Genomic DNA, 22,865 nt, shown 5'->3' with positions numbered 1-22,865 from the left:
CGCGGGGCGGGGTCTGCGGGTCAACTGCCGCGTACGAAGGGGGTGGTGAGCCCGGACGGGGCGCGGCTGCGGCCCACGAGTCCGCTCACGGCGAGGAGGGCGAACACGTACGGCAGGGTGGTCAGGAGCGGCGCCGACAGGTGCAGGCCGAGCGCGGGCGCCGCGAACTGGAGGGACTGGACGAGCCCGAAGACGAGGCAGGCGAGCAGGGTCGGCCAGGCGCGCCAGCGGCCCGCGATCACGGCGACGACCGCGAGGTAGCCGATGCCGCCGGTGATGTTGTCGCTGAAGGCGTGCACCTCGGCCAGGGCGAGCTGGGCACCGGCGAGGGCGGCGGTGGCGCCGGTGAGGAGCACGGTCGCGTACCGGACCGTACGGACGGGCAGTCCGCAGCGGTCGGCGGTGCCGGCGTCCTCGCCCACCGCGTCGACGACGAGCCCCCATGTCGTACGACGGCTCAACGCGACGGCCAGCACAGCGGTGACGGCGAGCGCCGCGTATCCGAGCAGAGTCTGCTCGAACAGGGCCGGGCCGAGTACGGGGATGCTGTGCAGGCCGGGGACGGGCAGCGGATCGAAGCCGGGCAGCGCGTTCTGCCGCGCGTCGTCGCCGAACAGCAGCCGGGATCCGTACGTCGTGGCGCCGAGCGCGAGGGCGTTGGCGGTGATGCCGGTGACGATCTGATCGGCGCGCAGGGTGACGCTGAGCAGTGCCTGGAGCGCGGCGAAGAGGAGTCCCGCGCCGAGCGCTGTCAGCACGCCGATGCCCGCGCTGCCCGAGGCGTACGCTCCGGCGGCGCCCGCGAAGGCGCCGGTCAGCATCATGCCTTCGACGGAGAGATTCAGCACTCCCGCGCGTTCGCTGAGGAGTTCACCGGAGGAGGCGAGCAGGAGCGGCAGCGCCATCCGGACGCCACCGGAGGCGAGTTCGTCGACGACGGCGCTCATGACGGGCTCCCGGGGCGGCGGTGGGTGATCAGCATGGCGGCGGCGACGAACAGGACGAGCACGCTCTGCACGATCTGTACGGTCGACGCGGGTACCTGGGCGGCGAGTTGCAGGTTGATGCCGCCGCTGGTGAGGAAGCCGAAGAGGAGACTCGCGGCGGCGACGGCGGTGAAGGAGCCGCGGGCGAGCAGCCCGACGACGAGGCCCGAGAAGCCGTAGCCGGAGGAGAAGTGTTCGGCGAGGACGTACGGGGCGGTGGCGACGAGGGACGCGCCCGCGACGCCCGCGAGGCCGCCCGCGAAGGCGAGGCCGCCGCCTTCGAGCCGGCCCACGGACAGCCCGAGCCGGGCCGACGCGGCGGGCGAGTGCCCGACGGCGGTCAGGCGCAGTCCGACGGCGGTGTGCCGCAGCACGATGCCCGTGGCCACGGCGAGGACGGCGGCGATGACGACGACGGCCGTCGCGGGTGACTCGACGCCGCCGATCAGGGGCAGTTGGGCGCCTGCCGGCAGCGGAGCCGACTGCGGCAGCGTTTCGGAGGAGGTGACGGGCTGCCGCAGCAGCGCCTCTTCGTGCACGGCGACGGCGACCATGCCGATGCCCACGAAGTTCAGCAGCAGCGTGGTGATCACCTCGCTGGTGCCGCGCCGTACCTTGAACCATGCCGCGATACCCGCCCATCCGGCCCCGGCGAGGAACCCGGCCGCGAGGATCAGCGGCACCCCGAGGGCGCCCGGTGTGCCTGCGGGAAGGGCGAGCCCGGTGGCGGCGGCCGCGACACCGCCCGCGCACAACTGGCCCTCGCCGCCGACGTTCACGAGTCCCGCGCGGTGGGCGACGGTGAACCCGGTGGCGATGAGGGCGAGCACGGCGGCGGAGTTGAGGGAGCTGCCGACGGCGTACGCCGAGCCGAACATGCCCTCGTTGAGCGCGGCCCAGGCGACGGCCGGGTCGGCGCCGGCGCCCACGACGAGCACGAGGCCCACGCCGACGGCGAAGAGTCCGGCGTACGCGGCGACGGACACGGGGTGCCGGGCCAGGCCGCGCAGCCGGACGGCGTCACGGCCGGGCCCGGTGCGGGCGTCGGAGGGTGGCGGGGCCGCCGGGGGCGGTGGTGTGGCGGTGACGGGCAGGGGCATGGCGGTCCTTGAGCGGGTCGGGGCCGGATGGGGCGGTGGCGGCGAGGTGGGGACGTGTGCGTGGAGGAGGGAGAGGCGGCGGGGTGCTCCCTGGTGGGCACCAGTACGAGGGCGAGGGGCTCCTTGGGCTGCGCACGCCGCTCGGTCCTGCGGGCGAGCAGCCGAGGTCGAAGGCGGGTTTCTTGCCGGAGCCGGTGCGGCCCCGGCCGAGATCGTCGCGTCGGTGCGCGGGAGGTACCCGCGGATCACTACCGGGGGCTGTGCGACGACCTACGGAGCCGCGGAATCGGCCGATCCCTTCGCCGCGCCCCCGTGGCGTCAGACTCCCGCCCGCATATCTGCGCCCGTGTCGGCGCCCACCATCAGCTCCCCGATCCGCTCCCGCGCGTCGGGGTCGCGTGGGTCGACGGGGCCCAGGAGGCGGCCTCGGTAGGCGATGAGGACGCGGTCGCACAGCGCCAGCAACTCGTCGAGTTCGGCGGAGACGACGAGCACGCCCGCACCGCGTCCGGCGGCTTCGCGGATCCGGCTGTGCACGGCGTCCACCGCGCCGATGTCGAGGCCACGCGTGGGCTGCGCCGCGGCCAGGCAGACCAGCGGATCGAGCGCCAACTCCCGGGCCAGGACGACCTTCTGCTGGTTCCCGCCGGACAGGGACGCCATCGGCGCGTCGGGCCCGGCGGCGCGGACGGCATGGTCGGACAGGACCTCGGCAGTGGCGCGCCCGAGGGCGCCCCGGTCCAGGAGGAAGCCCAGCCTGCGGAACCGGCCGAGGCGCCCGAGGTACAGGTTCTCCGCGACGGACAACTGCGGGACGCAGCCCTCGTGGTGCCGGTCCTCGGGCACCACCCCGAGACCCGCCCGGGTGCGGACCGCGGGCCCGGCCCCGGTCAGATCACGGCCGCCGATCTCCACCCGGCCGCGCTGCGGTGCACGGGAGCCGCCGAGGACGGCCATCAGTTCGTTCTGGCCGTTGCCCTCGACGCCGGCCACACCGACGATCTCACCGAGTCCGATGTCGAGTGAGACGCCGTCGAGCGCGTACGTGCCGTCGGGGCGGCGCACGGTGATGTCGTGCAGGCACAGGGCGGAGCCGGTCGGTGCGGCGCGCTCGTCCGGGGTGGCAGGCGCCGGTGCGCCGAGCCCGACCGCGCCGGCCAGCGAGGCGTCGAGGGTGCCGGCGGCGCGGCCGATCATCATCGGGACGAGGCGTTCGGCGGGCAGCTCCGCGAGGCGGCCGCCGCCCGCGACCCGGCCGCCGCGCAGCACGGTCGCCGCGTCTCCCGCCCGCGACGCTTCGCCGAGCTTGTGCGTGACGAGGACGACGGCGTGCCCGGCGTCGGCGATGCGGCGGCACGTGTCGAGCAGGGCGTCGGTCTCGGCGGGGCCGAGGACGCCGGTCGGTTCGTCGAGGACGAGGAGCCGTGGCTCGCGCAGCAGCGCCTTCACGATCTCGACGCGCTGACGTAGGCCGACCGGCAACTCGCCCACCACGTCGTCGAGTTCGAGGTCGAGTCCGTACTCGTCACGGACCCGGGCGATACGGCGGTCCAGGTCGGGCAGGCGCAGCAGGCGCAGGTTCTCGCCAACGGTGAGGGTCGCGACGAGGCTGAAGTGCTGGTGCACCATCGCGACCCCGGCGGCGAGCGCGTCGGCGGGACGGCGCGGAGCGTACTGCGTCCCGTACAGACGCAGACTGCCGCTGTCCGGGGTGAGCGAGCCGCCGACGGCGTGGCACAGGGTGGACTTCCCTGCGCCGTTCTCGCCGAGGACACAGTGGACGGTTCTGGCGTCGACGACGAGGTCGATGTCGTCCAACGCCCGTACTCCGCCGTAGGACTTGGTGAGTCCGGTGATCGCCAGTGCGGGTGCCGCCGTCATCGGGTGGTGATCTTCCCGGATGTGATCTTCGCCTTCAGATCGTCGAGCTTCTTGGTCACGGCCGGGTCGGCGTCCCCGCACAGCACGATGTCGTTGTGCGGCTCGTCGAAGGTGAGCCCGAAGTGCACGGACTCCGCCTTCCAACTCCCCTTCACCAACTGGTCGGTGGCGTACTCGATCTCCGCGCCGATGTCGGTCTCGACGTATCCGGCGTACGCCTCGTCGGTGCCGCACTCGTGGGCGACGGGGCCGCCGATGAGGGTGCCGCCGCGGCCCTTCGCGGCCTGGGCGACGCCCTTGTGGCCGAGGTTGAGGACCTGGCCGAGGACGTCGGCGCCCGCGCCGTAGTCGGCGAGGGCGGACTGTTTGGCCTTCGCGGCGTCGTTGAAGTCGCCCACGTACTGCGGCGTGAGGACCTTCACCTTGGGCTCGGCGGCCTTGGCGCCGTTCTCGAACTCCTCGGCCGCGTTGACGATGGCGGGCAGTTCGGCGCCGCCGACGAAGCCGACCGTGCCCTTCTTCGTCAACAGTGCGGCCGCGGCGCCGGACAGGAACGCCGCCTGGGCCTGCTGCGGGTCGTACAGGGCGAGGTTCGCCGTGGGCCTGCCGTCGGCCGGGCCGCCGATCTCGGCGAACTTCACCTTGGGGAAGCGGGCGGCGACCTTGCGCACGTCGGCGTCGGTCTGGCCGCCGAGCGAGATGACGAGGTCGGAGGTGGTGGCGAAGCGGACGAGGGCCTGCTCGTAGTCGGCGGCCTGGACCTGCTCGACCTTGCTGAACGCGACCTTTCCCTTGTGCTCCTCGGCCGCGCGCCGGTAGCCGCGGTACGCCGACTCCATGAACCCGTCGTCGGAGAGCGAACCCGGGAACAGGACGCCGACCTTCAGATCGCCGGAGCCCGAGCCGGAACCGCCGTCGCCGCTCTGTGCGGACGAGGCGCCGCCGCACCCGGTGAGCAGGACGAGACCGAGTCCGGCCGCGACGGCGCCCGCGCGACGTGGATGGGTGTGTGCCACTGAGATGCCTCCAGGGGAGGGGCCCGCGAGCCCGATAGTGGTATACCGTTACGCGCCCTCAGTCTGGGAGCCCTGTGTTGCCCGCGTGTTAGCGGACGGTTAGCAGTACGCTCCCCCGCCGCCGGTCCGCTTACTGTGAGGGCGGTATCTGAGCGGAGGAAACCCTTGGTGACAGCGGCAGAGCCGGCGGGACCGGAACGCGGATCGCTGCGCGACCGTGCGTACGACGCGCTGCGGCGGCGCATCCTGGAGGCCGAACTCCAGCCGGGCGAAAGGCTCGTGGAGCGCGACCTCGCGGCGGAGCTCGACGTCTCCCGCATCCCCCTGCGCGAGGCGCTGCGCCGGCTGGAGGCGGACGGTCTCGTCCTGCTGGTGCCTCACCGGGGCGCGCTGGTCTCGCCGTTCACGCCGGCCGACGTCCGCGATCTGTTCGACGTACGGGAATCCCTCGAGTCGTTGGCGGCGCGACTCGCGGCCGAACGGTCGGACGGGGAGGGGCTCGTCCGCCTGGAGGCCCGCTTGCACGCAGCACGCGCCGCGACCCACGAGGGGGACCGCGCCTCGATCGCCGCCGCGAACGCGGGATTCCACACGGACATCGTGGAGTTGGCCGCGAACCCGCTCCTGACGAGCATGATGCGCCCCTTGGCGGCGCGTACGCACTGGCTGTTCCGGCTCACCGCGCAGCGGGATCCGGCCCGGCAGTGCGCCGAGCACGAGGAGCTGTACGCGGCGATCGCGTCCGGGGACGCGGACCGGGCCGCCGCCCTGGCCCTCGAACACGTCGCCGACGGCCGGGCCGAGTCCCTGGCGCTCGCCGAGCGTTGGTCCCACCCGGAGATCGACCCCCAGGCGGTCGCCGCACGGCGGCGGCGCCGCGGTTCGTGAACCGCGACCCCCGGCGCTGAGAGGCGGAAGACCACGACACGCCAGGTTCCACGCGTCAGGTGACGTCGGCGCGGTCCACCGTCTCTGCCCCCTCCAGCGGCGCCCGCTCCAGGAACGCGACCGCGTCGGGCTCCCGCTCCCGCAGGCGCCGGAAACCGGCGGCGGTGAGGGTGCGGCAGCGCGTGTCGCGTTCGGCGAGGACCTTGCGGGTGCGGCCGGGTGGGAAGTCGGCGGGGGTGAGGGCCGCGCCGGGGCCCGCCGACCAGGTGCGGCGCGTCGTCACCGTGTCCGCGGCGTTGGCGCACACGGCGAGCCGGCCCGACTCGACGTACCAGAGGACGATCCGGTCGAGCGGCGCCGTCTGCGGCGGCGCGACGGACTCGCCCGCCGCGAGGTCGAGGGTGTCGAAGGCGTCGGCGAGGGCGGCGCGAAGACCGGCGTCGGCCTCGCCGAACAGATCGCAGTCGGCGAGCGGCACCGGCCGGTCCGGGTCGAGGCCGATCCTGGTGAGCAGCTCGTCCTCGCAGGCCTCCAGGGCCCGGCCGAGGTCGGGGAACTCGTCGGTGGTGCGGGTCATGGCCTGCCGCTCGTCCGGGTCGGCGAGCACCATGCGCAGGTCGCGTGTGCGCAGCTCCTCGGCGAGGCCGCGCAGCAGGTCGGCGCCGACGGGTTCGATGCGGCCGACGCGGGTGAGGTCGAGCACGAACCAGCCGACGGCGTCCGGGAGTTCGAGGGCGGCGCGCACGGTCTGCTCGGCGGTGGCGAAGTCGAGGTCGCCCTGGAGCACGTGGACGCGGATCCGCTCCGCGCGGGCGTCGAGCGCTGCCCGCTGGGCGCGGGTGCGGTGCCGCAGGGAGCGCAGCGGGGTGGCGTGCAGGGAGCGGGGCGGCAGCGGCCGGCGCTCCGGGGCCGAGGCCCGCATCAGGTGCAGGCCGAACTGGTCGGAGATCAGGTGGCAGGCGGCGATGCCGCGCACGCTGTTGCCCTTCTCCTCCAGGGGCGGGCTGAACACACCGATGCCGAACTGGCTCGGCAGGGCGACCCCGATCCCGCCGGACACTCCGCTCTTGGCCGGCATCCCGACCCGGAGCATCCACTGCCCCGACGCGTCGTACATGCCGCAGGTGGCCATGACGGCGAGGACGTGCTGGGCGTGCCGGCTCGCGACGACGCGTTCGCCGGTGACCGGGTTGATGCCGCCGCCCGCGAGGGTCGCGTGCATCACGGCGAGGTCGTCGCAGGTGACGAGGACGGAGCACTGGCGGAAGTAGACGGCGAGCTCCGCCTCCACGTCGCCGGTGAGCGAGCCCGCGTTGTGCATGAGGTAGGCGAGGGCGCGGTTGCGGTCGCCGGTGGCGCACTCGGAGGCGTACACCGCCTCGTCGACGCCGAGGGCTCGCCCCGCGAAGGCGCTGAGCCCGTCCAGGATGCGGTCGAAGCGGGCCTTCGGGGTGTCGCCCGCGACGAGCGAACTGGTCACGATGGCCCCGGCGTTGACCATCGGGTTCGGCGGCCGCCCCGTGCCGGGTTCGAGGCGGATCGAGTTGAACGCCTCGCCGCTCGGCTCGGCGCCGACCCGCGCCAGGACGTTCTCCAGGCCGTGGTCGGCGAGCGCGAGCGCGAACACGAAGGGCTTCGACACGGACTGCGCGGTGAAGTGGACGTCCGTGTCCCCGCTCCCGTAGACCCGACCGTCGAGGGTGCACAGGCTGACCCCGAACAGGCGGGGGTCGACGCGGCCGAGCTCCGGGATGTACGAGGCGGGCTCACCGTCGTTCAGATCGCGCAGCCGCAGCCGCACGCCGTCGAGGAGTGCGGTCAGCGGGTCGTGAGCGGGCTTTTCCGGCTTGTGTCCCATCTCGTCCATCGAATCGCATGAGGTGCGCCGCTGCCTCCCGAAAACGCCTGTTCCACGTCCGTCCGAGGCAGCAGAGTGTCCGCATGACCGAAACCGACCGCAAGAACGATCTCCTGCGCTACCTCCAGGATGCCCGCGACGCCCTGCTGTGGAAGCTCGACGGGCTCTCCGAGTACGACGTGCGGCGCCCGCTGACGCCGACGGGCACGAACCTGCTGGGCCTGCTCAAGCATCTGACCGGGGTGGAGCTCGGCTATCTCTGCGACACCTTCGGCCGGGCGCACGGCGAGCCGCTGCCCGACTTCAAGGGCGGCGAGGACCCGAACGCCGACATGTTCGCGACCGCCGACGAGTCCCGCGAGGAGATCGTCGAGCGCTACCGGCGCGCCTGGACGCACACGGACGCCTCGGTGCGGGAGCTCTCGCTGGACACCGTCGGCAGTGTGCCGTGGTGGCCGCAGGAGCGCGCCGAGACCACGCTCCACCACGTCCTGGTCCGCGTCCTCGCCGACACCCAGCGGCACGCGGGCCACGCCGACATCCTGCGTGAGGAGCTGGACGGCGCGGCGGGCTGGCGCCAGGAGAACGACAGCCTGCCGCCGCTGGACTGGAAGCGGCACCGCGCCCGCCTGGAGGAGATCGCCGCGCGTTTCAAGGAGTAGACCGGCGGTTCTACAGCCAGGCCGGGCTCCTAGTTCGGCGCGTGCTGCGCCGCCAGCCGCACCGGTGCGTTCTGCGCCCCGTATCCCTGGTAGCCGTCCTCTCGCTGGGCGAGTTCGAAGAAGACGCGGCCCACGGTGCGGGTGTAGCAGTGGCGGAAGGTGCCGTGGGCGTCGCGGTCGTAGAGGATGCCGAGTTCCTGGTACGTCTCCAGCTCGCCGGGCGCGAACTCGAAGCGCGCCGCCAGATCGTCGTAGTAGTTGCCCGGCATCGGCAGCAGCTCCCCGCCCGCCGCGCGGAAGCGGCGGGCGGCCGCGACGACGTCGCTGGTGGCGAGGGCGATGTGCTGGGCGCGGTCCTGGTCCTCACCGGGCCCGGGGCCCGCGCCGAGCGCGATGCGGACGGCGCCGTCGGCGGTGGCGACGGCGCGGCTGCGCAGCAGTCCGTACGGGTCGGCGACGTCGACGCTCGCCCGCGGTTCGAGGCCGAGCACGCTGCGGTGGAACAGGGCGGCCTCGTCGAACTGGTGCCAGGGCTGGGTGAGCTGGAGGTGGTCGACGCCGGTGACGTCGGTCTCGGCGGGCCGCTCCCCCGTGGGCTCGAAGTCCCGGATCCAGCTGGGGAGTTCGGGGCGATCGGTGGCGCAGAAGAAGAGTTCCGTGCCGTCGGGCGCGGCGACCGCGTCGAGGAGTACGTCGCCGGTTCCGCGGCGGCGCGGCAGGACCGGGGCGAGCAGGGCCTCCGCCCGGCGGGCGGCGGCGGCCGGGTCCGGGGACTCCAGGCCGACGGCGGCGAGGACGGTGCCGTCGCGGCGGGCGGCGGGCCCGGTGTTGAGGAGCACGCGGGCCTCGCCCTGCTCCCACAGGTCGACCGGCTTGCCGCGGTGGCGTCCCGTGCGGGTGAAGCCGAGGGCGGCGAGGAGGTCGGCGGCCGGGGCGACGTCGGGGGTGACGAGTTCCGTGAAGGCGACGCCGGTCGGCACCACGGGCGCGGGCAACGCGCCCTGCGCCACGACGTCCCGCACACCCACCGCCTCCTGGAGGGCGAGCAGCGAGCGCAGCGCGTCCACGGCGGCGGGACCTGCTTCGGCCTGCCGGAACACATCGTTGAAGATCTCGAGCGACAGCGGCCCCCGGTACCCGGCGCGCAGCACGTGCCGCAGCAGGCCCGCGACGTCGAGGTCGCCCTGGCCGGGGAAGCAGCGGTAGTGGCGGCTCCACTTCAGGACGTCCATGTCGAGCAGCGGCGCGTCGGCGAGCTGCAGGAAGAAGATCTTGTCGCCGGGGATGTCCTCGATGCCTTCGAGGTCCTTGCCCTCGGTGCCGCGGGCGAGGATGTGGAAGCTGTCGAGACAGGTGCCGAGCGCCGGGTGGTCGGCGGCCTCGATGATGCGCCAGGCATGGTCGTACGTGTTGACGTGCCGACCCCAGGCGAGCGCCTCGTAGGCGACCCGCACCCCGAAGTCGCTCGCCCGCTCGGCGAGCCCGCGCAACTGCTCGGCGGCCAGCGCGTCGTCGCCGATGGAGAGCGGGGAGACGGTGGAGCACACCAGGACGGTGTCGGTGCCGAGGCGCTGCATGAGGCGGAACTTGTGCTCGGCGCGCCGCAGGTTCTGGGCGAACACGTCGGCGGGCACGGCCTCCATGTCGCGCATCGGCTGGTACAGGTCGATGCTCAGGCCGAGGTCGGCGCAGCGGTCGCGGACCTCCTCGGGGGTGAGGGGGCTGGCGAGCAGGTCGTTCTCGAAGATCTCGACGCCGTCGAAGCCCGCGCGGGCGGCCGCGGTGAGCTTCTCGGTGAGCGATCCGCTGAGCGAGACGGTGGCGATGGAGGTGCGCACGGGGCTCCTTCCGGAGGGGGCGGGTCTGCGGGGTGGGGCGGCGGCGGGGGTTGCAAAGATCGGGGCTCTGCCCCGTACCCCGCCGGCTCTCGTCCAAAGGCGGGGCTCAATCTGCTCAATCGGCGCAGGGTTGATGGGCTGCTCAATCGGTGCCGGGGCTTGATGTGGCTGCTCGCAGCGCCCCCTCCATGCCCGCCAGTTCGGCGAAGTGGGTGAGCATCCTGGCGGCGTCCGGCTCGCGCCCGGTGAAGAGGCGGAAGGCGTCGGCGGCCTGGAAGACGGCCATGCCGCCGCCGTCGAGGACGGCGCAGCCCAGGTTGCGTGCGGTGCGCACGAGTTCGGTCTCCAGCGGCCGGTAGACGACCTCGGCGACCCACAGGCCGGGGTGCAGCAGCTCGGCGGGGAACGGGAGGCCGGGGTGGGCGGCCATACCGGTGGGGGTGGCGTGCACGATGCCGTCGGCCTCGGCGATGTGCGTGGAGAGCTCATACATACCCGCGGGCACCGCGCGGCCCTCGCCGAAGTGCCGGTTCAGGGAGTCGGCGAGGGCGGCGGCCCGCTCCGGCAGTGCGTCGACGAGCACGATGCGGCCGGCGCCCAGGGTGAGCACGGCGTGGGCGACGGCGGCACCCGCTCCCCCGGCGCCGAGCTGGACGACGCGCTCCATGCGGGCCTCGGGCAGCCCGCGGGCGAAGGAGGCGGCGAACCCGGTCACGTCGGTGTTGTGGCCGATGGCGCGGCCGCCGTCGAAGACCACGGTGTTGACCGCGCCGAGCGCCGCGGCACCCGGCGACAACTCGTCGAGGTGCTCGATGACGAGCTGCTTGCAGGGGTGCGTGACGTTCAGGCCGTCGAAGCCGACGGTGCGGGCGGCCCGCAGCAGCTCCCCCACGTCCTCGGGCCGTACGCCGATCTCACCGATGTCGAGCCGCCGGTACAGATACCGCAGGCCCTGCTCGTCGGCCTCCTGCTCGTGCAGGGCCGGGGAGAGCGAGGGCCCGATGCCCTCGCCGATCAGACCGACGAGATAAGAGTCCTGGGGCACGGGGTCCTCCTGGCCGAGCGTCACGCTTAATGTACGAACTGGTTCGTTACTCATATCAAGTCCGACGCCCTTCTGGGAAGGGACTGACCGGAACCACCCCCGGGCACGGCTCCTACAATCGCCGGATGACCACTGTCGAAGAGCCGGCGCGACGCGCGGGACGCATCCGCGACGCGGCCCGCACCAAGGCCGAGATCCTCAAGGTCGCCACGGAGGAGTTCGCCCGCGCCGGGTACACGGGCGCCCGCGTCGACGAGATCGCGGCCCGCACCCGCACCACGAAGCGGATGATCTACTACTACTTCGGCGGCAAGGAACAGCTGTTCACGGCCGTCCTGGAGCGCAGCTACGCGGTGATCCGCGAGGCCGAACAGGACGCCGACGTCGAGGATCTCGACCCGGTCGCCGCGATCCGGCGGCTCGCCGAGCTGACCTTCGACCACCACGAGCAGCACCCGGACTTCATCCGCCTCGTGAGCATCGAGAACATCCACGACGCCGAGCACATCACGGCATCCGAGACGATCGGCTCGCTCAACTCGCCCGCGATCGACGTGATCGGCCGGATCCTGGAGTCGGGCCGGGCCGAGGGCCTCTTCACGGCGGACGTGGACGCGGTGGATCTGCACGCGATGATCAGCTCGTTCTGCTTCTTCCGGGTCTCCAACCGGCATACGTTCGGCGCCCTGTTCGGCCGCGATCTGACGGCGCAGGACCGCCGCGAGCACTACCGGACGATGCTGGGCGACATGGTCATCGCGTACCTGACGGCGGGCGGCGGCGAGCGCTGACCGGCTCGTACGTCCTCGTCGCAACCTCTTGACAGGCGGGAAACACGGGCGCAACATCGCTGGCCATCAGCTGTTAACTATCCAGTGGGTTAATTAATCCGGCCGGCCCAGGGCCCGTCGGGTTGATCCACCCAGCCCTCAAGGAGCCCGCGTGTCCGTCCCCGCAGAATCACCGCGCGCACCACAGGGCCAGCCCCGCAAGGCGGCATTCGCCGCCTGGAGCGGCAGTGCCCTCGAGTACTACGACTTCTTCATCTACGGCAGCGCCGCCGCGCTCGTCTTCCCGAAGGTGTTCTTCGACGAGTCGGATCCGGCCGACGCCACCCTGCTCTCGCTCGCCACGTTCGGCGTCGCGTACGCCGCGCGGCCCGTCGGCGCGTTCTTCCTCGGTCACATCGGCGACCGCCTGGGCCGCCGCAAGATCATGGTGTTCACCGTGGTCCTGATGGGCCTGTCGACGTTCCTGATCGGCTGTCTGCCCACCCGCGAACAGGTCGGCGGATTCGCCCCGTTGCTGCTTGTGCTCTGCCGCATCATGCAGGGCATCTCGGCCGCGGGCGAGCAGTCCAGCGCCGGTTCGATGACCCTGGAACACGCGCCGGAGGACAGGCGCGCGTACTTCACGAGTTTCACCCTCAACGGGACCCAGGCCGGGCAACTCCTCGCCACTGTCGTCTTCCTGCCGATCGCGGCGCTGCCCGAGGACCAACTGCTCTCCTGGGGCTGGCGCATCCCGTTCTGGCTGAGCCTCGGCGTCGCCGTCGCCGGCTACGTCATCCGGCGCTCGCTGGACGAGACGCCCGAGTTCGCCCGCAAGGCCGAGTCCGGCGAGGTCGCCAAGCTGCCGCTCGCGGTGCTCTTCCGCGACCACTGGGTGGACGTCCTGCGCGTGATCGGGGGCGCGCTGGTCGCCTCCGTGAGCACGATCTTCACGGTGTGGGCCCTGTCGTACGCGACGAGCGACGCGGTCGGCATGGACCGGTCCGCCATGCTGTGGGTCGGCGCGCTCGCCAACCTCGTGGCGCTCGCCGCGATCCCGCTGTGGGCGAAGCTCGCCGACCGCATCGGCCGCCGTCCCGTCTTCCTCACGGGTGCCGCCGGCAGCGCGCTGCTGATGTTCGGCTACCTGTGGGCGATCTCCACGGGCTCGTACGCCCTGACGTTCGTGCTCGGCATCCTGGCCTTCGGAGTCGTCTACAGCGCGGCCAACGCGGTGTGGCCGGCCTTCTACGGCGAGATGTTCCCGACCCGTGTGCGGCTCTCGGGCATGGCGATCGGCACCCAGATCGGCTTCGCCATCTCCGGTTTCGCGGTCACGTTCGCGGCGCAGATCGCGGGCCCGGCCGGCGACAACTGGGGCGCGGTGGCTCTCTTCACCGCGGCGCTGTGCGTGCCGCCGGTGGTGGCCGCTCTCACGGCTCGCGAGACGGCGAAGGTGCCGACCGCGCAGCTGGGCGAGCGGGGCGCGGACGCCGCCGTACTCAAGGACGCTCCGGGCGCGGCGGTCTGACCGCGCTCGATACCGGCGCCGGGCCTCACGGAGTGGGGGTCCGGCGCTCTCCTGTGCCGATGCCCGCCTTGTGCGCGGCGCCGTGCAACATCTTCAGCGCCACCAGCAGCACCCCGATGTCGTCGAGGTAGATCGGGTCGGGCAGCAGGTCGACCGGGGAGATCGTGTACGCGATGGCAGCCCAGAACAGCGCCTTGTTGTGCAGCGGGATGCCGGCGTCGACGAGCAGTTTGCGTGCCTTGAACACCCGGACCAGGAGCACCACGACAGCCACCAGCATCGCGAGTGCCACGATCGTGCCGAGAACGATCCACGTGGTGCTGTCCATGCCGGTCCCCCTGGGGCGTGCGGGCGAGACGTCCCAGGCTAGACGGTGTGGGGCGGGTTCTCCCCCACGTGCGACGGGCGGCTCGCCGGGCGAGGATGTGATCCGAACACGCAAGCGGGGGTCGTGAGAAGGAGGGGCCGACAGTGCTGATCTACGTGGCCATGATCCTTGGAGGGATCGGCGTGATCTGCATAGGCATCACGGCGCGGCGGATGGTGACAGGCGATGTCGCCCTCGGCCCGCCGATCCTGGCTCTCGTGACGGCGTTCGCCGCCGCCGCGCTGATGCTGACGGCGACGGCCCTCGGCCAGTGACCGGGGGCCCTGCCCCATACGGACCTCAGGTCTCGTCGTCGTCCACCACGTGCACGGCGGCCTCTTCCGCCGATGCCGCTCCCCCGCCGTAACCGGCGTCCTGGGCCAGCATGTCCTTCTCGGCGTCCTCATGGGCGCCCTCGTCCGGTGCGATCAGGCGGCCCGCGCGCCGGGTGCCGACCTCTGAGTCCAGTGGCTCGCCGTCGCCGTCGCGCAGGTCGCCCACGTCGTCGCCGTCCTCCTCGCCGGACTCCAGCGCCTCGTACGCGTCGATGACCGGATCCGGCCGCTCCTCCGCGAGGCGCTCGTCGAGCGTCTCGCCGGCCTGCCGCTCGGCAGCCGTGTTGCCGCTGTGCTCGACGGCCAGCGGGCGCTCGGGCGGTGACCATCCCTCGTCGTACGGGTCGACGCCACGGTCGTTCAGGGTGTCCTCGACATCGAGGATGCCCTCGTCGTCCCGCACGTCAGGGCCCGAGGGCTGATACACCTCGTCGCCCATGGCCGAGTCGTCGCTGCGCTCGGTCATGCCGCGTCACCTCGTCTCCTTGCTCCGTGTCTCCTATCCAGCGTGCACCAGTACGCGCCGCCCGGCCGCTTCGGGGGGCCTCGCGCGCGTGCGCGAGGGTGCACCCGCCGGCCCCGGCCTGTCCTGCCGACACGACCGGTTCGGGGACAGTTCCGTCCCTCGTGGGGTGGGGCCTGCGACCGAATGCTCGGGTCCGGCCGCGAAGACGGGAAGAGAACCCTCTGTCCGCTTCCGTAACTCTCGGTCCATCCCCATTCACCATCCGCATCTCTTCGCCATCTGTCCCTTCGATACGACGGAACGAGGTCGTCGCATGCGCCGCACCGGATTCCTCTCTTTCGCCGCCGCCCCGCTCCTGGCCTTCGCGCCCATGGCCGGGCCGGCCCAGGCCGAGGCCCTGACCGTCACGGAGCCCGCAGCGGGCTCCGTGCACAGCTCGGGCTCCAGCATGTTCGTCACGTGGAACAACCCCACCGGCCAGAAGCTGGACATGTGGCTCGTCCGGGGCGACGACGCCCGCGTCGTGCAGCTCGCGTCGCGGCTGACCGCGGCGCCGCGCAGCCAGACGTCCACCGTCCTGCCGAACGTGCCGGACGGCAACGGCTACGCCATCGAGCTCGTGAGCCGTGAGAGCGGCGAACGCGGCGTCAGCCCCTCATTCGCGGTGCGCTGACCTCCCGCGGCGCCCTCGCCCGCGCCGACAGCGGCAGCACCCCGACGACGAGCCCGGCGGCAGCCGCGACCATGCCGGTGACCACGACGCCCGGCCAGCCGCCCGCGCCCCACGCCACGGTGCCGACCAGCGAGCCGAGCGCGATCCCGAGGAAGCGCAGCGTGAAGTACACGGTGTTGAGGCGGCTGTGCACGGCCGGGTCGAGCGTGAACAGGACGGTCTGGCACACGGCCTGGCCGCCCCACACGCCGACGTCGAGCACGATCACGCCCACGACGAGCGCCACGAGCGAGCCGCCCCCGGCCGGCAGCACGACCAGCCAGCCGACCAGCACGAGCGCGGTCAGCAGGGCGATCGCGCCGCGCCTGCCGAGCCGTTCCGCGCTCCGGCCCGCGTACGGCGAGGCGAGCGCGCTCACGGCGGCGACGAGCCCGAACATCCCGGCTGCGGTCGACCCGAGCCCATAGGTGTCCGTGACCAGGAACGTCAGCGTGGTCCAGAACGCGCCGAACGCGATGCCGACCAGCGCCCCGGACACCACGACCCGCGCCACGAGCGGCTGCCGGGCGAGGCCGGGCAGCGAGGCGAGTGCCGTTTTGTACGAGGCGGTGGCACGCCCCCGCGCCCTGGGCAGTCGGCGGGCGAGCACGCCCATGAGCGCCAGCGTGAGCAGGCAGGACGCGACGTACACGGTGCGCCATCCGGCGAGCTCGGCGAGGGCGCCCGCGTACGCGCGCGAGGCGAGCACCCCGACGAGCAGGCCCCCCTGCACCGCGCCGACGGTGCGCCCGCGACCCGGCCCGCGCCCGCCCTCGTCGGCCAGGGCGACGGCGAGCGGGGTGATCAGCTGCGGCACCGGCGAGCACAGCCCGACGACGAAGCTCGCCACCGCGAGGAAGGGCACCGAGGGCGCGAGGGCGCAGGCGGCGAGGGCGACGGAGGAGGCCGTGCCGAGGGCGAGGATGATCCGGCGCCGGTCGTGGCTGTCGCCGGCCGGGACGACCAGCAGGATGCCGAGCGCGTAACCGAGCTGGGTGGCGGTCGGCACCGCGCCCAGCGCGTCGGGGGACGTGCCGAGGGAGGCGGCGACCGAGCCGAGGATCGGCTGGCAGAGGTAGACGTTCGCGGCGGTCACGGCGCAGGTGACCGCGAGGAGGACCGTCAGGGCTTGGGTTCTGGGAGGTGCGGCGTTCACATACCGCGACGTTAGGCCGCCGCCTGGTGGCACACTTTCGTGGTCCGGCCAATACCTGTCGAGAGTGCGCCATGTACGGCAAGAGCGAGAATCGGGACGACTACCAGGACGTGCCACGGCCCCTGGCCGCGATGGCCCGTGACCTGGCGGACGGGCATCACATCCCGCCGCACCACCACCGTCGCGCGCAGCTGATCTACGGCACCACGGGCGCCATCACCGTCACCACCGGGCACGGCACCTGGGTCGTCCCCGCCACTCGCGGCGCCTGGATCCCGGGCGGTCTCACCCACGCGATGACCTGCGCGGGAACCGTGGCCATGCGCACCCTGTACATCGCCACCGACGCGGCCGTGAGCCTGCCCGACACACCCACCGTCGTCTCGGTCTCCCCGCTCCTTCGCGAGCTGATCGACGAGGCGACCCGGATCCCGGTGGAGTACGACCACGAGGGCCGCGACGGCGTCCTGATGAACCTCCTGCTGCACGAGCTCGCCCCGCACCCGGTGCCCGCACTGCACCTGCCGACGCCGAAGGACCCGCACCTCGACGCGTTGTGCGCGGCGATCCGGGAGCGGCCGGACGAGCGCTGGACGACGCGGCAGGCGGCCGCGCACGCGCACCTCAGCGCGCGCAGTCTGCAACGCCGGTTCGCGGCCGCGACGGGAATGAGCCTGGCCCGCTGGGTCCAGCAGGCCAGGCTCATCCACGCGGTGACGCTGCTCGCCAGGGGCGTGCCCGTCACGACGGTCTCCGGCGCGGTCGGCTACGCGACGCCCAGCGCGTTCACGGCGATGTTCCGCCGGGCGCTGGGCACGCCGCCGACCGCGTACTTCACCTGAGCACGCGCGCGTACGCCACTCGAAGGCGACAGAACACGCGCGCGTACGTCACTTCAGGGCGACCAGCGAGGCCAGGCCCATCAGGCCGACGAGGACGCCGCCGCAGAGGCCGACGCAGCGCGCCTTCAGCCGCTCGTAGCGCTTCTCGTACTCGGTGCGCAGCTCCGCGGCCCGCGTCACGATCTGGCCGAGCGCGGCCCGGTGGAAGACGAGGCGCTCCTCGACGAAGACGCGCCGCACCTCCTCGCGCTGCGCCCCGGTGAGCCACTCGAGCCGGTCGGTGAACGCCTCGGCCTGCACATGGGCCTCGGTGACCTTCGAGTTCCACAGCAGATAGCCCTCCATCTGCTGGATTCCCGCGTTCACGTCGTGCTCGGTGCTGCTCATGCGGACGCGTCCTCGTGCCGGTTCTCGGCGTGGTCGAGGGCGGAGACGCCGGGGTGGTGCAGATCAAAGGCCGGGGACTCGGAGCGGACGCGGGGCAGGGTGGTGAAGTTGTGCCGCGGCGGCGGGCACGAGGTGGCCCACTCCAGCGAACGGCCGTAGCCCCACGGGTCGTCGACCTCGATCTTCTTGCCGTACTTGGCGGTCTTCCAGACGTTGTAGAAGAACGGCAGCATCGACAGGCCCAGCAGGAACGCGGAGATCGACGAGATGGTGTTCAGCGCGGTGAAGCCGTCCGACGCCAGGTAGTCCGCGTACCGGCGCGGCATGCCCTCGACGCCCAGCCAGTGCTGCACCAGGAACGTCCCGTGGAAGCCGACGAACAGCGTCCAGAACGTGATCTTGCCGAGGCGCTCGTCCAGCATCTTGCCGGTCATCTTCGGCCACCAGAAGTGGAAGCCGGCGAACATCGCGAAGACCACGGTGCCGAAGACCACGTAGTGGAAGTGCGCCACCACGAAGTACGAGTCCGAGATGTGGAAGTCCAGCGGCGGCGCGGCCAGGATGACACCGGTCAGACCGCCGAACAGGAAGGTCACGAGGAAGCCGACCGACCACAGCATCGGTGTCTCGAAGGACAGCGAGCCCTTCCACATCGTTCCGATCCAGTTGAAGAACTTCACGCCTGTTGGCACAGCGATGAGGAACGTCATGAACGAGAAGAACGGCAGCAACACACCACCGGTGACGTACATGTGGTGCGCCCACACCGTGATGGAGAGACCGGCGATCGCGATCGTGGCACCGACCAGGCCCGAGTAACCGAAGATCGGCTTGCGGGAGAAGACCGGGATCACTTCGGAGACGATGCCGAAGAACGGCAGGGCGATGATGTACACCTCCGGGTGGCCGAAGAACCAGAAGAGGTGCTGCCACAGCAGCGCGCCGCCGTTGGTCGCGTCGAAGACATGGGCACCGAACTTGCGGTCCGCCTCCAGGGCGAACAGCGCGGCGGCCAGCACCGGGAAGGCCAGCAGGACCAGCACACCGGTCAGCAGCACGTTCCAGGTGAAGATCGGCATGCGGAACATCGTCATGCCGGGCATGCGCATGCAGATGATGGTGGTGATGAAGTTGACCGAGCCGAGAATGGTGCCGAAGCCGGAGAAGGCGAGCCCCATGATGCCCATGTCGGCACCGATGCTCGTGGTGTGGATCGCGTCGGACAGCGGCGCGTACATGAACCAGCCGAAGTCGGGGGCGCCCTGCGGGGTGAGCAGTGCGGCGGCCGCCATCAGCGAGCCGAACAGGTACAGCCAGTAGGCGAACATGTTCAGTCGCGGGAACGCGACGTCGGGGGCGCCGATCTGCAGCGGCATGATCCAGTTCGCGAAGCCGGAGAACAGCGGTGTCGCGAACATCAGGAGCATGATCAGGCCGTGCATCGTGAAGGCCTGGTTGAACTGTTCGTTCGACAGGATCTGCATGCCGGGGCGGGCCAGTTCGGCGCGCATGAAGAGCGCCATGATGCCACCGACGCAGAAGAACGCGAACGACGTGATCAGATACAGCGAGCCGATCGTCTTGTGGTCAGTGGTGGTGAGCCACTTGATCACCACGGCACCGGGCTGCCGCGCGTGGGCGGCCTCCGAATCCGGTGCCTCGGCGCTCGCGGCGCTCTCCAGGGACGTCATCAGGTAGTCGCTTCCTTGGCCGTTGTAAGACAGGACACGACCACGACTAGCGGACGTCCGCGCGGGAAGCGGGGACACGCGCGCCCGCGCGTCCCCGGTTCCCTCGAATGCAGCAGCGAACCGTCAGTGCGACAGTCGGATGTCGTGCTGTACGACGCCCAACGTGTCCTCCACGCCGACCAGTTCGGCGCGCGGAGTGTGCTGCGACGCGGAGATCACGAGGGTGTGGGTGCCCGTGGGCAGCCCCTCCACCGTGTAACTCCCCTGGTTCACCGCGGCCTTGGCGAGCCGCTTGCCGCGGGCGCTGATCACGGTGATCCAGGCGGGGCAGCCCGCGGGGTGCTCGGCACACTCCACCCGGCCGGTGACGCGGGCCCGGCCCACGGGGGCCGCTTCACGACGCTGCTGCGGAGCCTGTGCCTGCGGGGCCGGCTTGGGCGCGGGGGCCGGCCGGGGCTGCGCCTGCGGCTGCGGGTCCGGACGCGGTTCGCCCCAGGCCGCCATCACCGCGCGGGTGCGGCGCTGCATCGGCGACGCGGGCCGCTGCGCGGCGCCGTTCCCGGTGGCGACGGGCAGGCCCGCCTGCTCGGCGTACGCGGCCAACGTCTCGTCCAGGGCGTCGAGTTCGCGCAGCGCGGTGTGCAGGCGCAGGGCGCGCTGCCCGGCCCTGGCCGGCGCCAGCTCGGAGCGCAGCTCCCGAAGGAGGGGGCTGACCCTGCGGTACGTGCCCTCGGGCTCGCCGGTCGCGAAGAACCGGTCGAGTTCCTTGAGGGACGCGGTGACCGTGGCGGTGACGAGGCGGGCGCGCTCGACGAGCCGCGGCGGCAGGTCCACGTCTATGTCGGCGGCCGAGGCCAGGGCGCGGGCGTGGCCGGTGGCGGAGGTCAGCAGGGCGACGCGGTGCTCGGCCGCGGGGCCGCTGACGCCGACCGGCATGCGCACGAGCGGCTTGGCGACGGACTGCACCTGGAGCAGCGCGGCGTCCACGGCGCGGGCGGCGCCACGCAGTCGCACCGGGGTGTCGGGCTGGGTCCAGCGCTGCTCGACCTGCGCGACGACCTGGGCGAGTGCGTCGACGTAACCGCGCTCGGCCTCCTGGACGACGGTGCGGCGGGCCAGCGGGAAGATCAGCGCGGCGCAGGCGGTGGCGACGAGGACGCCGATGCCGTTGTCCAGGAGCCGCTCGCCCAGCAGGTGGTCCATGCCGCTCTCGGGCGTGGTCATCGCGTACAGCTGGCACAGGGCGACGACGAGGCCGACGACCCAGCAGGCGTAGGCGCGGGCCATGCCCCAGGCGCCGAAGGTGAGTCCGGCGACGATGATCGTGAGCGTCCAGTAGACGTGGTCGCGGCCGACGAGGTGGACGAGGAGGATGCCGAGGACGGCGCCGATGACGGTGCCGACCATGCGGTGGCCGAACTTCCGCAGCCGCTCGTGGGTGGTGTTGGTGCCGAACAGCGTGATCATCACGCCGACCAGGCCCCAGTAGAAGCGGCCGGGGTCGATGGCGTCGGAGATCGGGACGACGATCGCGGCGGCCACGGCGGCGTGCGCGGGGACGCGGATGTACGGGATGGCGCGGCGCCAGCCGGACTCGGTGGTCCCGGCGAGCACGCGGCGGGTGGGGCCCGCGGAGCCGGGCAGCCGGTTGTTCTCCAGGGCGACGGTCGGCTTGAACGGCACCTCGGCCTTGCCCGCGACGGCGCTCGCCCCGAGCGTGAGCCAGTTGTGCAGGGCGCGGGCGAGGGAGTCGAGGAGGTGGCCGACGCGGCGCGCGAGGACCGCGGCCTCCACGTCGTCGGCGGGGGCGGCCGGGTCGGCCAGGACCGCCTCGGCGCGCTCCTGGATGTGGGCGGCGGCCGGCTGGAGGCCCTCGGCCTCGCGTATCGGGGTGTCGCGGGCCAGCACGAGGCCCACGGCGAGAGCCTCGCGCAGCTGCTCGGGGACGGGCAGCCGGGTCAGCTCCTGGACGGCCTGGCCGATGCCGCGCAGCGCGAGCTCGGCGTCGAAGAGGTGCCGGTGCAGCAGCTCGGCGGCGGCCGGGTCTGCGGCGACCTCGGGCTGGGCGAGGCGGCCGTCGATCGTCACGGTGGTGATGTTGAGGCGGCGCAGCGAGCGGTCCATGCGGCGCACGGCCCGCTCCTGGTCGGCGTCGGGGTCGACGGCGTCCACGGCGGCGTCGGCGACGCGCCGCGCCTCGACGACGAAGGCGCGCTGGGTGCGCAGCAGGTCCTCGCGGGGCATCGGGTAGCACAGCACCAGCCGCGTCACGAGGACGGCGGCGGCGGACACCAGGGCGACCGCGAACGCCTTGCCGACGAGCGCGACGGGGATGCCCGCGAGCATGCCGACCATCATGCCGTTGAACAGCATCATGCCGGTGACCAGCGGAATCGCCCCGAACCTGGCGAGCAGGAAGGTCACGGCGAGGGCCGCGATCATCAGCACCATCTGCGGTACGCGCTCGCCGTTGAGGGTCGCGCACAGCCACAGCGCGGCGGTGTACGGGAACGGCATCCACAGGATGGCGCGGGCGAGGCGGTCCCAGGTGTTCTCGGCGACCGCGAAGGCGCTCATCAGGCCCATCATCCCGGCGACCATCATGCCGATCATGTCGGGGATGCCGAGCGCCTCGGCCATCGCGTAGCCGACGACGAGCGCGGTCACCATGGCGACGAGGGTGCGCCAGCCGGTCTGCATCTGACCGAGTCCGGGGTCGGCCGCGAGGACCCAGTCCCACCATCTGCGGGGTCCGGCGACCCGGTGGGGTGCGAGGTCGGCGCCCGGCGGGGCGTCGCTCGCGGCTGTTTGCTGGTCCGGCAGGGTGCCCGGGGTGGTCAACTGGCCTCCGCTTCCATGGCGTTCAACAGGGTGTTCAGCGCATCCCGCGCGGTGGACACCGCGCGCTCCGGGTCGTCGACGGCGCCGCCCTCGAGCGCGGTCAGCAGGGCGGCGGCCATCCGCTGCCGCCCCGTTTCGAGCAGGGCGCGGCCCGCAGGCGTCAGCGAGGTCTCGACGGCGCGCCGGTCGTCCTCGCAGCGCCGCCGCTCGACGAGCCCGGCCTCCCCCAGCTTCTGGAGGAGCACGGTGACGCGCGGCTGCGCCATGCCGGTACGGGCGGCGAGCCCGGTCACCCGGCACGGCCCGCCCTCCAGCGCGTCGAGCAGGGCGACCTGGCTCCGCGTGAGCCCGAACTCGCCTTCCCTGAAGAGCGACTGACCGAGCTGAGCGATCCCCCGCAGCAGCCCTCTGGCGGCACCTTCGATGCGCTGGGCCTCGGTGGCGTCGAGGGGTCCCGGAGATAGATGCATATAGAAAGAATATACATGGGACT

Annotated in this window: 21 protein-coding genes; 7 read left to right on the top strand and 14 right to left on the bottom strand. The window is 72.5% G+C overall.

Annotated elements, in window-relative coordinates; all coding sequences use genetic code 11:
* Positions 1-20: 20 nt before the first annotated feature.
* From ACYSUO_RS13895 to ACYSUO_RS13880, 4 genes are all read right to left on the bottom strand, one after another.
* A complete protein-coding gene (locus tag ACYSUO_RS13895; RefSeq protein WP_461776382.1) occupies positions 21-947 on the bottom strand; it encodes an ABC transporter permease in 927 nt (308 codons plus the stop codon).
* Entirely contained in the window at positions 944-2,086 is a 1,143-nt protein-coding gene (locus tag ACYSUO_RS13890) for an ABC transporter permease (protein ID WP_461776381.1), read from the bottom strand. Before ACYSUO_RS13890 ends, ACYSUO_RS13895 begins: the two co-directional genes overlap by 4 nt.
* Positions 2,087-2,404: 318 nt before the next feature.
* On the bottom strand, positions 2,405-3,967 hold the full coding sequence (locus ACYSUO_RS13885; RefSeq protein WP_461776380.1) for an ABC transporter ATP-binding protein: 1,563 nt from the start codon (positions 3,965-3,967) through the stop codon (positions 2,405-2,407).
* Entirely contained in the window at positions 3,964-4,983 is a 1,020-nt protein-coding gene (locus tag ACYSUO_RS13880; protein ID WP_461776379.1) for a BMP family ABC transporter substrate-binding protein, read from the bottom strand. Before ACYSUO_RS13880 ends, ACYSUO_RS13885 begins: the two co-directional genes overlap by 4 nt.
* A 168-nt stretch (positions 4,984-5,151) precedes the next feature.
* On the opposite strand from ACYSUO_RS13880, the gene ACYSUO_RS13875 reads away from it, so the two are divergent.
* On the top strand, positions 5,152-5,871 hold the full coding sequence (locus ACYSUO_RS13875) for a GntR family transcriptional regulator (RefSeq protein WP_461776378.1): 720 nt from the start codon (positions 5,152-5,154) through the stop codon (positions 5,869-5,871).
* Between the two features lie 55 nt (positions 5,872-5,926).
* Here ACYSUO_RS13875 and glsA read toward each other — a convergent pair whose 3' ends face one another.
* A complete protein-coding gene (gene glsA, locus ACYSUO_RS13870) occupies positions 5,927-7,729 on the bottom strand; it encodes a glutaminase A (protein ID WP_461776377.1) in 1,803 nt (600 codons plus the stop codon).
* Positions 7,730-7,812: 83 nt separating this feature from the next.
* On the opposite strand from glsA, the gene ACYSUO_RS13865 reads away from it, so the two are divergent.
* Positions 7,813-8,391 (top strand): DinB family protein, encoded by a 579-nt coding sequence (locus ACYSUO_RS13865; RefSeq protein WP_461776376.1) that lies wholly within the window; start codon positions 7,813-7,815, stop codon positions 8,389-8,391.
* A gap of 29 nt (positions 8,392-8,420) precedes the next feature.
* On the opposite strand, the gene ACYSUO_RS13860 is transcribed toward ACYSUO_RS13865, so the two are convergent.
* Complete coding sequence (locus ACYSUO_RS13860) at positions 8,421-10,229, bottom strand: TIM barrel protein (protein ID WP_461776375.1); 1,809 nt, start codon at positions 10,227-10,229, stop codon at positions 8,421-8,423.
* Between the two features lie 142 nt (positions 10,230-10,371).
* Positions 10,372-11,274, bottom strand: coding sequence for a shikimate dehydrogenase (locus ACYSUO_RS13855; protein WP_461776374.1), 903 nt, complete (start codon positions 11,272-11,274; stop codon positions 10,372-10,374).
* A gap of 125 nt (positions 11,275-11,399) precedes the next feature.
* Between ACYSUO_RS13855 and ACYSUO_RS13850 the strand changes: the two genes are divergently transcribed.
* Together ACYSUO_RS13850 and ACYSUO_RS13845 are read left to right on the top strand one after the other, a co-directional pair.
* Positions 11,400-12,065 (top strand): TetR family transcriptional regulator, encoded by a 666-nt coding sequence (locus ACYSUO_RS13850; protein ID WP_461776373.1) that lies wholly within the window; start codon positions 11,400-11,402, stop codon positions 12,063-12,065.
* Between the two features lie 151 nt (positions 12,066-12,216).
* Positions 12,217-13,575, top strand: a complete 1,359-nt coding sequence (locus ACYSUO_RS13845) for an MFS transporter (RefSeq protein ID WP_461776372.1) — start codon at positions 12,217-12,219, stop codon at positions 13,573-13,575.
* Positions 13,576-13,600: 25 nt separating this feature from the next.
* On the opposite strand, the gene ACYSUO_RS13840 is transcribed toward ACYSUO_RS13845, so the two are convergent.
* A complete protein-coding gene (locus ACYSUO_RS13840) occupies positions 13,601-13,903 on the bottom strand; it encodes a YkvA family protein (protein WP_461776371.1) in 303 nt (100 codons plus the stop codon).
* 143 nt (positions 13,904-14,046) lie between these two features.
* On the opposite strand from ACYSUO_RS13840, the gene ACYSUO_RS13835 reads away from it, so the two are divergent.
* Entirely contained in the window at positions 14,047-14,217 is a 171-nt protein-coding gene (locus ACYSUO_RS13835) for a hypothetical protein (RefSeq protein ID WP_461776370.1), read from the top strand.
* A gap of 25 nt (positions 14,218-14,242) precedes the next feature.
* On the opposite strand, the gene ACYSUO_RS13830 is transcribed toward ACYSUO_RS13835, so the two are convergent.
* Complete coding sequence (locus ACYSUO_RS13830) at positions 14,243-14,743, bottom strand: DUF5709 domain-containing protein (RefSeq protein ID WP_461776369.1); 501 nt, start codon at positions 14,741-14,743, stop codon at positions 14,243-14,245.
* A gap of 313 nt (positions 14,744-15,056) precedes the next feature.
* Here ACYSUO_RS13830 and ACYSUO_RS13825 point away from each other — a divergent pair, with 313 nt between their 5' ends.
* Positions 15,057-15,416, top strand: a complete 360-nt coding sequence (locus ACYSUO_RS13825; protein ID WP_461776368.1) for a Ser-Thr-rich GPI-anchored membrane family protein — start codon at positions 15,057-15,059, stop codon at positions 15,414-15,416.
* Here the strand turns inward: ACYSUO_RS13825 and ACYSUO_RS13820 are convergent.
* Complete coding sequence (locus ACYSUO_RS13820) at positions 15,391-16,611, bottom strand: MFS transporter (protein ID WP_461776367.1); 1,221 nt, start codon at positions 16,609-16,611, stop codon at positions 15,391-15,393. The genes ACYSUO_RS13825 and ACYSUO_RS13820 overlap by 26 nt on opposite strands.
* Positions 16,612-16,682: 71 nt before the next feature.
* On the opposite strand from ACYSUO_RS13820, the gene ACYSUO_RS13815 reads away from it, so the two are divergent.
* Positions 16,683-17,453, top strand: a complete 771-nt coding sequence (locus tag ACYSUO_RS13815; RefSeq protein ID WP_461776366.1) for an AraC family transcriptional regulator — start codon at positions 16,683-16,685, stop codon at positions 17,451-17,453.
* 48 nt (positions 17,454-17,501) lie between these two features.
* Here ACYSUO_RS13815 and ACYSUO_RS13810 read toward each other — a convergent pair whose 3' ends face one another.
* From ACYSUO_RS13810 to ACYSUO_RS13795, 4 genes are all read right to left on the bottom strand, one after another.
* Positions 17,502-17,840: a hypothetical protein gene (locus ACYSUO_RS13810; RefSeq protein ID WP_461776365.1), complete on the bottom strand. Its 339-nt coding sequence runs from the start codon at positions 17,838-17,840 to the stop codon at positions 17,502-17,504.
* Complete coding sequence (ctaD, locus tag ACYSUO_RS13805; RefSeq protein ID WP_461776364.1) at positions 17,837-19,531, bottom strand: aa3-type cytochrome oxidase subunit I; 1,695 nt, start codon at positions 19,529-19,531, stop codon at positions 17,837-17,839. Before ctaD ends, ACYSUO_RS13810 begins: the two co-directional genes overlap by 4 nt.
* A gap of 123 nt (positions 19,532-19,654) precedes the next feature.
* A complete protein-coding gene (locus tag ACYSUO_RS13800; protein WP_461776363.1) occupies positions 19,655-22,372 on the bottom strand; it encodes an FUSC family protein in 2,718 nt (905 codons plus the stop codon).
* On the bottom strand, positions 22,369-22,842 hold the full coding sequence (locus tag ACYSUO_RS13795) for a MarR family winged helix-turn-helix transcriptional regulator (RefSeq protein ID WP_461776362.1): 474 nt from the start codon (positions 22,840-22,842) through the stop codon (positions 22,369-22,371). The genes ACYSUO_RS13800 and ACYSUO_RS13795 overlap by 4 nt, the downstream gene beginning before the upstream one ends.
* Positions 22,843-22,865: the final 23 nt, after the last annotated feature.

The organism is Streptomyces sp. UC4497 (assembly GCF_054871485.1).
Note: the sequence above shows the minus strand (reverse complement) of the source record. Positions and strands in the feature narration are given on the sequence as shown.